The sequence below is a fragment of the Pantoea sp. sgz302252 genome (assembly GCF_042610525.1).
Classification (GTDB): domain Bacteria; phylum Pseudomonadota; class Gammaproteobacteria; order Enterobacterales; family Enterobacteriaceae; genus Erwinia.
In genome coordinates this window covers 25,249-38,321 of sequence record NZ_JBHDVM010000011.1, presented here as the reverse complement: position 1 = coordinate 38,321, position 13,073 = coordinate 25,249, and the positions used below count along the sequence as shown (strand labels likewise).

The following is a 13,073-nucleotide window of genomic DNA, read 5'->3' as shown; positions in this document are numbered from 1 at the left end:
CGCTTTCCTTCTCTACTACACTGCCTGTTCTTTCGGGCCGCCGTCGCGGCCCGTTTACTTTGCTTCGCGATGAAGCCGAGCGTTTAACAAGGCAGGAAACCAGATGATCATTTCCGCATCAACGGATTACCGGGCAGCGGCACGGCGCAGGCTGCCGCCTTTTCTGTTTCACTATATCGACGGCGGAGCCTACAGCGAGCATACGCTCAGGCGCAATACCGCCGATCTGGCCGATATTGCGCTGCGTCAGCGAGTGCTGAAAAATATGGCCGAGCTGAGCCTGGAAACCACGCTGTTCGACGAGAAGCTGGCGATGCCGGTTATTCTCGCGCCGGTGGGATTAACGGGCATGTATGCGCGGCGTGGCGAAGTACAGGCAGCGCGCGCGGCGGCGAGTAAAGGCATTCCCTTTACGCTTTCCACCGTTTCCGTTTGCCCCATTGAAGAAGTCGCGCCCGCCATCCAGCGACCGATGTGGTTCCAGCTCTACGTGCTGAAAGATCGTGGCTTTATGCGTAACGCGCTGGAGCGCGCCAAAGCGGCAGGCGTGACCACGCTGGTGTTTACGGTTGATATGCCGGTGCCCGGCGCACGCTACCGCGACGCGCATTCCGGCATGAGCGGGCCAAATGCGGCCGCGCGCCGTATTTTACAATCGGTGCTGCACCCGCAGTGGGCGTGGGACGTCGGCCTGCACGGCAAGCCGCACGATCTGGGTAATGTTTCCGCTTATCGCGGCCATCCCACCACGCTGGAAGACTACATCGGCTGGCTGGGGGCTAACTTCGATCCTTCGATTTCATGGAAAGATTTGGAGTGGATCCGCGAATTCTGGCAAGGCCCGATGATCATCAAAGGCATTCTCGATCCGCAAGATGCCAAAGATGCCGTCAGCTTTGGCGCCGACGGCATTGTGGTATCCAACCATGGTGGCCGCCAGCTGGACGGCGTGCTCTCTACGGCGCGTGCGCTACCCGCCATCGCTGATGCGGTAAAAGGAGAGATTAAAATCCTGGCGGATTCTGGCATCCGAACGGGTCTGGACGTGGTGCGTATGCTGGCGCTGGGTGCAGACGGCGTGCTACTGGGCAGGGCGTTTGTTTATGCGCTGGCGGCGGCGGGGCAGGCGGGTGTCGAAAATCTGCTATCGCTGATGGAAAAAGAGATGCGTGTGGCGATGACGTTAACCGGTGCAAAATCGGTGGCGGATATAAGCCGGGCCTCGCTGGCGCTGTAAATTCTGTCGGCAGGCGAGGGCGCCTGCCGACAATAACACTAGCGGGTATTGCTGCCGCTGTAAGAGCGCCAGTGGTCAAAGTAGATATGTTCTGCCTGAAAGTCGGCCGTTTCGGTATCGTCGGTTAAACGCCACGCCAGCTGGAAGGCGAACTCAAAGCTTTTGCCCAATCCCTTGCCGCTAATCAGATTGCCGTCTTCCACCACATCTTCCGAACTGTAGACGCCGTCGGTCACTGCTTTATAAAGATCGCCCGAACAGGTATAGCGGCGGCCTTTCAGCAGATGGTTGCCACCCAGCACGCGGGCGGCGGCAGAGCAAATCGGCGCAATCCATTTTCCCGCCTCGTCATGACGGCGGATAAATTCCGTGACCAGCGGATTAGCGGCCAGATTAACAGTCCCTTCCGGGCCGCCGGGAATGACTACGGCGTCGAATTCGTGATCCAGATCTGCCAGCAGTACGTCGGCCACTACGGGCACGGCATGATAACTCGGTACCTCACGCACATCATGGCAGGCGACCGTAGTCACCTTAACGTGCAGGCGGTTTAATATATCGATAATAATGAAGGCTTCTGCCTCTTCAAATCCTGGCGCTAACAGCACCGCAGCCTGCTTGCTCATCTTTCCTCCTGATGAATAAAATGCAATTTTTCAATAATTGAAATAACGTTTTATTTTTATAGTGTCAACGAGTTTACGCCGCAGCCTGAACTGAGGAGGGAAAAAAATAAAAGCTTTGGAATTTACATAACATCTGTTTTCAGGATGGCTGGCGATGTTCTAACATGAAAGCAACTTTTCCGCTTTGCTCTCTGGATATTCAATGCGTTATCTGGCCACAATTTTTCCCGCGCTGCTGCTGCTTTCCGCCTGCAGCAGCAAGGCGCCCGCGCCTGAACCTCACGGCAATCCTTTTCGGGGCAACAACAGCTTTTTACTGGATCCCGAACATAACGTAGCGCCGCTGGATGGCGATTTTGCCAACAGCCCAACGGCTGAAGCCTTTATTGATAAAATGGTGCGCGAACATGGCTTCAATCGCCAACAGCTCCACAATATCCTGGCGCAGACAAAGCGCCTGGACTGGGTGCTGCGGCTGATGGATCGCCAGGCGCCTTCTTACCAGGTGCCATCAGGGCCGAACGGCGCCTGGATCCGCTACCGCAAAAAATTTATCGTGCCGGATAACGTGCAAAACGGCGTGCAGTTCTGGAACCAGTATCAGGAGGCGCTCGATCGCGCCTGGCAGGTTTACGGCGTACCGCCGGAGATTATCGTTGGCATTATCGGCGTCGAAACCCGCTGGGGACGCGTGATGGGTAAAACCCGCATCATTGATGCGCTGGCGACGCTGGCTTTTGCCTATCCACGCCGCGCCGACTATTTCAGCGGTGAGCTGGAAACCTTCCTGCTAATGGCAAAAGAAGAAAACGACGATCCTTTAGATTTGCGAGGCTCTTTTGCTGGTGCAATGGGCTATGGCCAATTTATGCCTTCCGCCTTTAAGCAATATGCCGTCGATTTCAACGGCGACGGGCATATCAACCTTTGGGATCCGGTGGATGCAATAGGCAGCGTGGCACACTATTTCAACGCGCACGGCTGGGTAAAAGGCGGTACCGTCGCCGTACCGGCTAACGGCCAGGCGCCACAGCTGGAAAACGGGTTTAAAACCCGCTACACCACTGCTCAGCTTTCCGCTGCCGGACTATCTCCGCAGGTGCCGCTGCAAAACGACCAGCAGGTCAGCCTGCTGCGCTTTGATATGGGCACCTATTATCAATACTGGTATGGCTTGCCTAACTTCTACGTTATTACTCGCTATAACCACAGCAACCACTATGCGATGGCTGTTTGGCAACTGGGCCAGGCCGTACGCGATGCCCGCCAGGGTTTATAGCTTTCCTGCCGCCCGACAGCGCGCTGTCGGGCAATTCACTGTTTCCCAATAACTTTCCCTGCGTTTTTTCAGGAAGCCGTCTCGCAAAACGCCTCTTTCCCTCTCCGCCTTAAGCTAAAAAGTGCTACTCTTCTTTCTCATCACGGGTAAGCAGGGAATGAAAATGACGGACAGCGAATTGCTTCAGCTAAGCCAGGAAATCGGCCAGCATCTTCAGCGTTTAAAGGCCACGGTGACCGCTGCGGAATCCTGTACGGGCGGCTGGATCGCTAAAGTTATTACCGATGTCGCCGGAAGCTCGCAGTGGTTCGAAAGAGGTTTTGTGACCTATAGCAATGAGGCCAAACAGCAGCTGGTCGGCGTCAGCGAAAGCTCCCTACAAAGCTTTGGCGCGGTCAGCGAGCAGGTGGTGACAGAGATGGCGGAAGGGGCGCTTAAACAGGCCCATGCACAGTATGCCGTAGCCGTTAGCGGCATTGCCGGCCCGGATGGCGGAACCCCGGAAAAACCGGTGGGTACGGTCTGGTTCGGCTTTGCGGCAGAAGGCGCTAACTCTCTGGCGCAGCGCAAAATTTTTACCGGCGATCGGCAGTCTGTGCGACGCCAGGCCACGGCCCATGCGCTGTTGACGCTACGTGACCATTTTCTTAAAAATTAAGCTTGATACTGTATGATTATACAGTATAATTGCACCCATACTGATTGAGACACGAAGCCGCGTTAGCGTGCTTTACCCCCGCGTGATTAGGAGTGGAAATGGCTATTGACGAAAACAAGCAAAAAGCACTGGCAGCAGCGCTGGGCCAGATTGAAAAGCAATTTGGTAAAGGCTCCATCATGCGCCTGGGTGAAGACCGCACTATGGATGTGGAAACCATCTCTACCGGTTCGCTTTCGCTGGATATCGCGCTTGGCGCGGGCGGTCTGCCAATGGGCCGTATCGTCGAAATTTACGGGCCGGAATCTTCCGGTAAAACTACGCTGACGCTGCAGGTTATCGCCGCCGCCCAGCGCAAAGGCAAAACTTGTGCCTTTATTGATGCCGAGCACGCGCTGGATCCGGTCTACGCCAAGAAACTGGGCGTGGATATCGACAACCTGCTTTGCTCCCAGCCGGATACCGGCGAGCAGGCGCTGGAAATCTGTGATGCCCTGGCGCGTTCCGGCGCGGTTGACGTAATCATCGTCGACTCCGTAGCGGCGCTGACGCCAAAAGCGGAAATCGAAGGCGAAATCGGCGACTCTCATATGGGCCTGGCGGCGCGTATGATGAGCCAGGCGATGCGTAAGCTGGCCGGTAACCTGAAGCAGTCCAACACGCTGCTGATCTTTATCAACCAGATCCGTATGAAGATCGGCGTGATGTTCGGTAACCCGGAAACCACGACCGGCGGTAACGCGCTGAAGTTCTACGCCTCTGTACGTCTGGATATTCGCCGTATCGGCGCTATCAAAGAGGGCGATGAGGTAGTAGGTAGCGAAACCCGCGTTAAGGTAGTGAAGAACAAAATCGCTGCGCCGTTCAAGCAGGCGGAGTTCCAGATCATGTATGGCGAAGGCATCAACGTCTTCGGTGAACTGGTGGATCTGGGCGTCAAGCACAAGCTGATCGAAAAAGCGGGTGCCTGGTACAGCTACAACGGCGACAAAATCGGTCAGGGCAAGGCGAACGCCAGCAACTTCCTGAAAGAGAACCCGGCGGTAGCTACCGAGATCGAAACCAAACTGCGCGCTACGCTGATGAACAACCCGGACAGCACGCCAGATTTCGTTGCGGATAAAGACGACGCCGACGAGGCCAGCGAAACCAACGAAAACTTCTGATTAGCGGCCCGCTCGGGCAGCAAATCGAAGAAGTAAAGAAAAGGAGTGGCCCGGTGCCGCTCCTTTTTGCTTTTACCTGCAGCCGTCCGCTGCTGCGATAAGACCAGAGCGGAAGCCATCCGCTTCGCCATCGGTAAAAGTATTCGTTGTACAGCTGGCCGCTATGCTTTTTAAGGCTTCTGGCTGCTACGGCGTCTGCTGTTTCCTCTCTTTTCCGCAAAGCTTTTTGTTTCTTTGGCGCTTCCTCGCTACCCTTATCCTGAATAAACCTGACGAATACCTGGAGCAGAATGTCTGACGCTACTGAACGAAGCCAGTTTACTCGCCTGCTGGACAGAGCCATGCGCATCCTGGCTATGCGCGACCACAGCGAAGCAGAGTTTCGCCGCAAGCTCTCGCTTTCGGCAGAGCGGGCCGCTATGTATGCTAAAAACAAGTCGCAGGAGCCTGAAACCATTACGCCAGAGCAGATCGACCGTGTAGTGGCCTGGTGCTATGAAAGCCACTATCTGGACGATGCCCGCTTTGCGGAACGCTTTGTCGCCAGCCGCAGCCGCAAGGGCTATGGCCCACAGCGCATCCGCATGGAGCTTGGACAGAAGGGCGTGGCGAAGCCGCTAATAGAGGAAACTCTGGCTAACACGGAAATCGACTGGCAAAAAATGGCTTTTGACGCGGCGGAGCGCAAGTTTGGTTTGCCGCTGCCCACTGAATGGAAAGATAAAGCGAAAGTGCAGCGCTATCTGATGACCAAAGGCTTCTTTTCCGAAGATATTCGCATGGTTTTTTCAAATTTTGATGATTGAAGGACAATGGGATTTTACTTCGTACCGAAGAAAATTTATCTTATTCACCACTTTTTGTTCGTGCGTTGCTTAGCCCGGCGGCATAGCTAAACCCACGAAACCTTCGTTAGCGTGATTCCAGGACAATTATGAGCAAGAGCACTGCGGAGATTCGCCAGGCGTTTCTCGACTTTTTCCATAGCAAGGGACATCAGGTTGTAGCCAGTAGCTCCCTCGTCCCGACTAATGATCCGACGTTGCTGTTTACCAACGCCGGTATGAACCAGTTTAAAGATGTTTTCCTGGGCCAGGACAAGCGTAACTACTCGCGCGCGACTACCTCACAGCGCTGTGTGCGCGCGGGCGGAAAACATAATGACCTGGAAAACGTTGGCTATACCGCTCGTCACCACACCTTTTTTGAAATGCTGGGTAACTTTAGCTTTGGCGACTACTTCAAGCGTGAAGCTATCGGTTTCGCCTGGGAACTGTTGACCGGCGAGCAGTGGTTTAAGCTGCCGAAAGAGAAGCTGTGGGTCACCGTCTACGAGACCGATGATGAAGCGTTCAACATCTGGGCAGACGAAATTGGCGTGCCGCGCGAGCGGATCATCCGTATCGGTGATAACAAAGGCGGCGCCTTTGCCTCCGATAACTTCTGGCAGATGGGCGATACCGGCCCTTGCGGTCCGTGCAGCGAAATTTTCTTTGACCACGGCGATCATATCTGGGGCGGCCCGCCAGGCAGCCCGGAAGAAGACGGCGACCGTTTTATCGAAATCTGGAACATCGTCTTTATGCAGTTTAACCGTCAGCCGGACGGCACCATGCTGCCGCTGCCTAAGCCTTCGGTTGATACCGGCATGGGCCTGGAGCGTATTTCCGCCGTGCTGCAGCACGTTAACTCCAACTACGAAATCGATCTTTTCCAGAAGCTGATCAAGGCCGTAGCAGAAGTGACCGGCGCAACCGACCTGGCCAGCAAATCCCTGCGGGTTATTGCCGACCACATTCGTTCATGCGCCTTCCTGGTTTGCGACGGCGTTATTCCGTCCAACGAAAACCGTGGCTACGTGCTGCGCCGCATCATCCGTCGCGCTATCCGCCACGGCAACATGCTGGGCGCGCAGGGCACTTTCTTCTGGAAACTGGTTGCGCCGCTGATTGAAGTCATGGGTGCAGCGGGCGAAGAGCTGGCGAAGCAGCAGGCTCAGGTTGAGCAAGTGCTGAAAACAGAAGAAGAGCAGTTCGCAAAAACGCTGGAGCGCGGGCTGGCGCTGCTGGACGAAGAGCTGAACAAGCTGCAGGGCGATACCCTGGACGGCGAAACCGTCTTCCGCCTGTACGATACCTTTGGCTTCCCTGTCGACCTGACCGCCGATGTTTGCCGCGAGCGCAACCTGAAAATTGACGAAGCGGGCTTTGAGCAGGCGATGGAGCAGCAGCGCCAGCGCGCTCGTGAAGCCAGCGCCTTCGGTACCGATTACAGTAACGTCATCCGTATTGATGAAGCCTCTACCTTTAAAGGCTATGACCAGCTGGAACTCAAGGCTGCGGTAACGGCTATTTTTGTCGATGGCCAGCCGGCGAATGAGATCGTTGCCGGTCAGGAAGGGGTTATTGTGCTGGATGAAACGCCATTCTATGGCGAATCCGGCGGCCAGGTAGGCGATACCGGCGAACTGCGCAACGATAGCGCCGTCTTTACCGTGACCGATACACAAAAATATGCGCAGGCAATTGGCCATACCGGCAAGCTGGCCTCCGGCCAGCTGAAAGTGGGCGATCGCCTGGCCGCTCATGTTGACGAGGCGCGCCGCGCTCGTATTCGTCTGAATCACTCTGCAACGCACCTTTTGCATGCTGCTTTACGCCAGGTTTTGGGCCATCATGTGGCGCAGAAGGGCTCGCTGGTCAACGATAAATACCTGCGTTTCGACTTTTCGCACGCCGAGGCGATGAAGCCGCAGGAAATTCGTCAGGTAGAGGAGATCGTCAACGCGCAGATCCGCCGCAACCTGGCGGTTGACACTAACGTGATGGATCTGGATGCGGCTAAAGCGCTGGGCGCGATGGCGCTGTTTGGCGAAAAATATGAGGATCGCGTCCGCGTACTGACGATGGGCGATTTCTCTACCGAACTTTGCGGCGGCACGCACGCTGTGCGTACTGGCGATATCGGTCTGTTCCGCATTATTTCTGAATCCGGCACGGCAGCAGGCGTACGCCGTATAGAAGCGGTGACAGGCGAGGGCGCCCTGAAGCAGGTCTATGCGCAGAGCGAGCAGCTACAGGAAATTGCTCAGCTGGTGAAAGCCAATAGCAGCAACCTGAATGAAAAAGTACGTGGCCTGATGGATAACGTGCGCGCGCTGGAAAAAGAGCTGCAGCAGCTCAAAGATCAGCAGGCGGCGCAGGAAAGCGCTTCTCTCAGCAGCAAAGCTGTTGAGGTCAAGGGCGTGAAGCTGCTGGTCAGCGAACTGACCAACGTTGAGCCGAAAATGCTGCGGACTATGGTTGACGATTTGAAGAATCAGCTGAAGTCAGCGGTTATTGTGCTGGCTACCGTTGCCGAAGGAAAGGTCTCGCTGATCGCTGGCGTTACCAAAGATGTAACCGATCGCGTTAAGGCTGGTGAACTGGTGGGCGAACTGGCCCAGCAGGTAGGCGGCAAGGGCGGTGGCCGCCCGGATATGGCTCAGGCCGGCGGCACCGATGCCGGAGCACTACCAGGGGCTCTGGCTGGTGTTGAAAGCTGGGTGGCAGCAAAACTGTAACACTATAAAAAGGCATCCTGAAAAGCGCGGTGGAGCGGTGCTTCACGGCGTTTTTTCATCAGGTGCGATGGCAAAAAACACAAAGTCAGGTTGATGGTGCGTATTTCGGCTAAACTAACTATCAGCAGAATGTATTACTATGATAGTGCGCTTGTCGTACAGTTGTCATAGTCTATATTTAGCGTCATATGATGGATAATGCCGGGCGACAGTTAACCCGACTCTTTTAATCTTTCAAGGAGCAAAGAATGCTTATTCTAACTCGTCGAGTTGGTGAAACCCTCATGATCGGTGATGAGGTGACTGTAACGGTGCTGGGAGTAAAAGGGAATCAGGTTCGCATCGGTGTGAATGCCCCTAAAGAAGTTTCGGTTCATCGCGAAGAGATCTATCAGCGTATACAGGCCGAAAAAACTCAGCAAACGAGTTACTAACGGATCCAGCGCCTCGCTATCCTGGCGAGGCGCTACCGGTTTTCACTTCTTTTTCTGCTTTTCTCTCTTTTCCTTTCGCTGTTTCTTTTCGGGCCTGTACAGATTTCCTTTCTGTATAAAGGCCGATTATTGTTGATAAATCACTCTTTTTGCTTTTCAAACACCCACTTTGGCGGCTAAATGCGCAATCAAACGCGAGAGTGAAAAAATATGTTTGACTTATAAGGCCCAGAAAGTAATATGTGCGCCACGCAGTGCCGATGAGCAGAAACAAGTTCAGAAGCACAGCTCGATAAGAGCGCGTATGGTGAGGTGGCCGAGAGGCTGAAGGCGCTCCCCTGCTAAGGGAGTATGCGGTCAAAAGCTGCATCCGGGGTTCGAATCCCCGCCTCACCGCCATTTGCATCCGTAGCTCAGCTGGATAGAGTACTCGGCTACGAACCGAGCGGTCGGAGGTTCGAATCCTCCCGGATGCACCATATTATCAAGTGTGGTTTTATTACGGCACTTTTTATAGCAGTACCGATACGGCGTTAGCAGCCCGTATCAAGGTGAGTCGTTAGCACCCCTGTGTTGTACCAGATTTTGATATGCATCCGTAGCTCAGCTGGATAGAGTACTCGGCTACGAACCGAGCGGTCGGAGGTTCGAATCCTCCCGGATGCACCATATTACGCAAACGCAGCAGCAATTTCTGAACTGGCAGATTATAGCAAGCTTATAGCCTGCGCCAGGGAGGATAACATCGCTTTAGCGATGGCCCGAAGGGTGAGGCGCAGGCCGAATCATCCTCCCGGATGCACCATATTTAGTAAGTGTCATACCTAAGCATTTCCCCGATGCATCCGTAGCTCAGCTGGATAGAGTACTCGGCTACGAACCGAGCGGTCGGAGGTTCGAATCCTCCCGGATGCACCATTTTCTCCCGAATGCCCTATCTTATCCCGAATGCCCTATCTTATCCCGAATGCCCTATCTTATCCCGAATGCCCTATCTTCTCCCGAATGCCCTATCTTCTTCCGAATGCAAATCTCGCTACCTGAATAACGCTTTCCAAAATTACTTTCTCAAAGCCCCTGATAAAACAAAACCGTTCCCGCCAGCGCTCTCTGTTTACTCTGTTTTGGCCGCATACTCTCCCTTAAACCGTTAATAAGTTTTCTGAAAGCGTGAAGCGAAATTGCTGCAATTTTGTGCTTTTTTGCCTTGTTTATCCGCTTTTCCCGGCAAGGATATAATCTGATAATAAAAAACCATATATGTTTCAAGGCATTTGCGGATCCATGCCGACAGCGACAAGTACGGTGCTTTGCGCTAAAGTAAACGTTCGTTGATTCAGGGACGGAGGCTTGCGTGTACGACAGTTATGACGGCTTGATATTTGATATGGACGGCACAATTCTGGACACGGAGCCTACGCACCGCAGAGCCTGGCACAGCGTGCTGGCGCGCTATGGTATGCAGTTCGATGAGCTTGCATTGATTGGGCTGAACGGTTCGCCAACCTGGCGCATAGCGGAAGCTATTATCAACAGCCATCAAAGCAGCCTGGATCCTCATCAGCTGGCCGCAGAAAAAACGGCGGCGCTGAAAGAGATCCTTTTCGATACCGTACAGCCTCTGCCGCTGATTAAGGTCGTTAAGGCTTATCGGGGACGGCGGCCCATGGCGGTCGGTACCGGCAGCGAACATGCGCTGGCCGAGGCGTTGCTACAGCATTTGGGCATTCGTGACTGCTTCGATGCCGTGGTGGGCGCAGACGATGTCACGCGCCATAAGCCGGAACCTGAAACTTTTTTACGCTGCGCCGAATTAATCGGCGTTGCGCCCGCACGTTGTGTGGTGTTTGAAGACGCCGATTTCGGCATTCAGGCGGCACAGGCGGCGGGCATGGCATTTGTCGACGTCAGGCGGCTGTGAGCGACTGGCTCTACGGCTCAATGTTCGTCAGCAGCTTTCTGAGCGCCACGCTATTGCCTGGCAACTCAGAAGTGCTGCTGGTCACGCTGCTGCTGTCGGGGAAAGTTTCTGCGCCCGGCATCACGGTACTCGCTGCTGCCGGCAACACGCTTGGTGGACTGACCAATGTTATTATCGGACGCTGTCTGCCGCTAAAACAGCAGGGGCGATGGCACAACACAGCAACGGCGTGGCTGCATCGGTGGGGGCCTGCCGCGTTACTTCTGAGCTGGCTGCCGGTTATCGGCGATCTGCTTTGCGTTCTCGCGGGTTGGCTTCGCTTCGCCTGGCTTCCGGTCGCGTTCTGGCTCGCCGTGGGCAAGACGCTGCGCTATGGCGTGCTGGCTTTCGCAACATTACAGGGCATGGAATGGTGGCAGTGATTCGTTAAGCGTCGCTATCATGATTAATATTATGCTGAACAATAATAAATTTTTCCCCAAGCGGGAGGTCAATTTGATCCCGGACGTATCACAGGCGCTTTCCTGGCTGGAAGCTCACCCTGAGGCAATGAAAGGTATTGGTCGCGGTATTGAACGCGAAACGCTGCGTGTTAAACCTGATGGTCATCTGGCTGCCAGCGGACACCCTGAATCCCTGGGATCAGCCTTGACCCATAAGTGGATTACCACCGATTTTGCCGAAACGCTGCTGGAGTTTATTACGCCAGTAGAGCACGACATCGATCGCCTGCTGGCTTTTCTGCGCGATATCCATCGTCACGTCTCACGCGATCTCGGCGCGGAACGCATGTGGCCAATGAGCATGCCGTGCCTGATCGACGACAGCGATAAAATCGAGCTGGCGCAGTACGGAAACTCCAATATTGGGCAGATGAAAACGCTCTATCGCCAGGGGTTAAAGAACCGCTACGGTGCGCTGATGCAGGTTATCTCCGGCGTGCACTACAACTTTTCGCTGCCGCTCTCTTTCTGGCAGGCCTGGGCGGATGTCAAAGACGAGCAGAGCGGCAAAGAGGCGATTTCAGAAGGCTATTTGCGCCTGATCCGCAACTACTATCGCTTTGGCTGGATTATTCCTTACCTGTTTGGCGCCTCACCAGCCGTTTGTCCCTCTTTCCTGCAGGGCAAAGAGACGGCGTTACCCTTTGAACGTGCCGACAGCGGGCTGCTTTATCTGCCTTATGCCACTTCGCTGCGCCTGAGCGACCTGGGTTATACCAACAAATCGCAAAGCGGTTTGGGCATTACTTTCAATAACCTTCCCGACTATGTCAAAGCGTTGAAGGCGGCCATCAAAACGCCTTCAGAAGAATATGCGCGCATGGGCGTGAAGGATGAGCAGGGCAACTGGCTGCAGCTCAATACCAACGTGCTGCAGATTGAAAATGAGCTCTACGCGCCGATTCGCCCTAAGCGGGTTACGCGCTCCGGTGAAAACCCTTCCGATGCGCTGCTGCGCGGCGGCATTGAATACATTGAAGTGCGCTCGCTGGATATCAATCCCTTCTCGCCGACAGGCGTGGATGAAAACCAGGTTCGCTTCCTGGATCTGTTCCTGATCTGGTGTACGCTGGCTGACGCGCCGGAAATGAGCAGCGAAGAGCTGCTGTGCACGCGTGCCAACTGGAACCGGGTTATTCTGGAAGGGCGTAAGCCTGGTCTGATGCTGGGCATTGGCTGCGAAGAAGCGCAGTTCCCGCTGGCGGAAGTAGGTAAAACGCTGTTCCGGGATCTGCAACGCGTTGCCGAAACCCTGGATCGTCAGCAGGGCGATAATCAGTACCAGGCCGTCTGCGATCGGCTGGCCGCCTCGTTCGAAGACCCGGATTTAACCTATTCCGCGCGTTTCCTGACGGCGCTGAAAGAAAACGGCCTAACGGGCACGGGTCTGGCGCTGGCAGAGCAGTATCATGCGCAGCTGGCCAGTGAGCAGCTGGAGATCCTGACGGAGAGTGATTTTACGCAGGAAGCTATCCGTTCAAAGGATAGCCAGCAGCAAATCGAAGAAAGTGATACGCTTGGCTTTGAAGAGTTTCTGAAAAGCCGAAGCTAGCGCAAAAGAAAAAGGCCACATCAATGTGGCCAAATTAACATCTCTGTGTTGTCAGGGATGATGATAACAAAATGCGCGTCTTTCATAGATTCAGACCACGGGACGACAGAGAAAGTTTCATCACTGCAAAAATAA

11 protein-coding genes and 4 tRNA genes are annotated in these 13,073 nt (G+C 54.6%); 14 read left to right on the top strand and 1 reads right to left on the bottom strand.

The annotated features are described in order from the left end of the window. Nucleotides 1-103 precede the first annotated feature (103 nt). Nucleotides 104-1,237 (top strand): FMN-dependent L-lactate dehydrogenase LldD, encoded by a 1,134-nt coding sequence (gene lldD, locus ACETPC_RS18265; RefSeq protein WP_380183819.1) that lies wholly within the window; start codon nucleotides 104-106, stop codon nucleotides 1,235-1,237. A gap of 38 nt (nucleotides 1,238-1,275) precedes the next feature. Here lldD and ACETPC_RS18260 read toward each other — a convergent pair whose 3' ends face one another. Continuing rightward, a complete protein-coding gene (locus tag ACETPC_RS18260) occupies nucleotides 1,276-1,863 on the bottom strand; it encodes a DJ-1/PfpI family protein (protein ID WP_380183817.1) in 588 nt (195 codons plus the stop codon). 202 nt (nucleotides 1,864-2,065) lie between these two features. Here ACETPC_RS18260 and mltB point away from each other — a divergent pair, with 202 nt between their 5' ends. The 13 genes from mltB to gshA all read left to right on the top strand — a co-directional run bounded on the left by mltB (nucleotide 2,066) and on the right by gshA (nucleotide 12,938). Continuing rightward, complete coding sequence (gene mltB, locus ACETPC_RS18255) at nucleotides 2,066-3,142, top strand: lytic murein transglycosylase B (RefSeq protein ID WP_380183815.1); 1,077 nt, start codon at nucleotides 2,066-2,068, stop codon at nucleotides 3,140-3,142. 163 nt (nucleotides 3,143-3,305) lie between these two features. Beyond that, nucleotides 3,306-3,800 carry a nicotinamide-nucleotide amidase gene (gene pncC, locus ACETPC_RS18250; RefSeq protein WP_380183813.1) on the top strand — a complete coding sequence of 165 codons (495 nt, stop codon included), beginning with the start codon at nucleotides 3,306-3,308 and terminating at the stop codon, nucleotides 3,798-3,800. Between the two features lie 98 nt (nucleotides 3,801-3,898). Then, nucleotides 3,899-4,966: a recombinase RecA gene (gene recA, locus ACETPC_RS18245; protein WP_380183811.1), complete on the top strand. Its 1,068-nt coding sequence runs from the start codon at nucleotides 3,899-3,901 to the stop codon at nucleotides 4,964-4,966. A 290-nt stretch (nucleotides 4,967-5,256) separates the two neighbouring features. Continuing rightward, nucleotides 5,257-5,772 carry a regulatory protein RecX gene (locus tag ACETPC_RS18240; protein WP_380183809.1) on the top strand — a complete coding sequence of 172 codons (516 nt, stop codon included), beginning with the start codon at nucleotides 5,257-5,259 and terminating at the stop codon, nucleotides 5,770-5,772. Between the two features lie 128 nt (nucleotides 5,773-5,900). Then, nucleotides 5,901-8,528 carry an alanine--tRNA ligase gene (gene alaS, locus ACETPC_RS18235; protein ID WP_380183807.1) on the top strand — a complete coding sequence of 876 codons (2,628 nt, stop codon included), beginning with the start codon at nucleotides 5,901-5,903 and terminating at the stop codon, nucleotides 8,526-8,528. A 248-nt stretch (nucleotides 8,529-8,776) separates the two neighbouring features. Further along, the gene (gene csrA, locus ACETPC_RS18230; protein ID WP_004155916.1) at nucleotides 8,777-8,962 is read left to right on the top strand and encodes a carbon storage regulator CsrA; all 186 of its coding nucleotides are present in this window, start codon (nucleotides 8,777-8,779) and stop codon (nucleotides 8,960-8,962) included. Between the two features lie 306 nt (nucleotides 8,963-9,268). Next, a tRNA-Ser gene (locus ACETPC_RS18225) sits at nucleotides 9,269-9,361 on the top strand. A gap of 3 nt (nucleotides 9,362-9,364) precedes the next feature. Then, nucleotides 9,365-9,441: transfer RNA gene (locus ACETPC_RS18220), tRNA-Arg, on the top strand. Nucleotides 9,442-9,554: 113 nt separating this feature from the next. Continuing rightward, nucleotides 9,555-9,631, top strand: a tRNA-Arg gene (locus tag ACETPC_RS18215). 172 nt (nucleotides 9,632-9,803) lie between these two features. Then, a tRNA-Arg gene (locus tag ACETPC_RS18210) sits at nucleotides 9,804-9,880 on the top strand. A gap of 436 nt (nucleotides 9,881-10,316) precedes the next feature. Beyond that, nucleotides 10,317-10,883, top strand: a complete 567-nt coding sequence (gene yqaB / locus ACETPC_RS18205) for a fructose-1-phosphate/6-phosphogluconate phosphatase (RefSeq protein WP_380183805.1) — start codon at nucleotides 10,317-10,319, stop codon at nucleotides 10,881-10,883. Further along, complete coding sequence (locus tag ACETPC_RS18200; protein WP_380183803.1) at nucleotides 10,880-11,305, top strand: YqaA family protein; 426 nt, start codon at nucleotides 10,880-10,882, stop codon at nucleotides 11,303-11,305. The genes yqaB and ACETPC_RS18200 overlap by 4 nt, the downstream gene beginning before the upstream one ends. 31 nt (nucleotides 11,306-11,336) lie before the next feature. Then, on the top strand, nucleotides 11,337-12,938 hold the full coding sequence (gene gshA / locus ACETPC_RS18195; protein ID WP_380183801.1) for a glutamate--cysteine ligase: 1,602 nt from the start codon (nucleotides 11,337-11,339) through the stop codon (nucleotides 12,936-12,938). The last annotated feature ends 135 nt before the right edge of the window (nucleotides 12,939-13,073 follow it).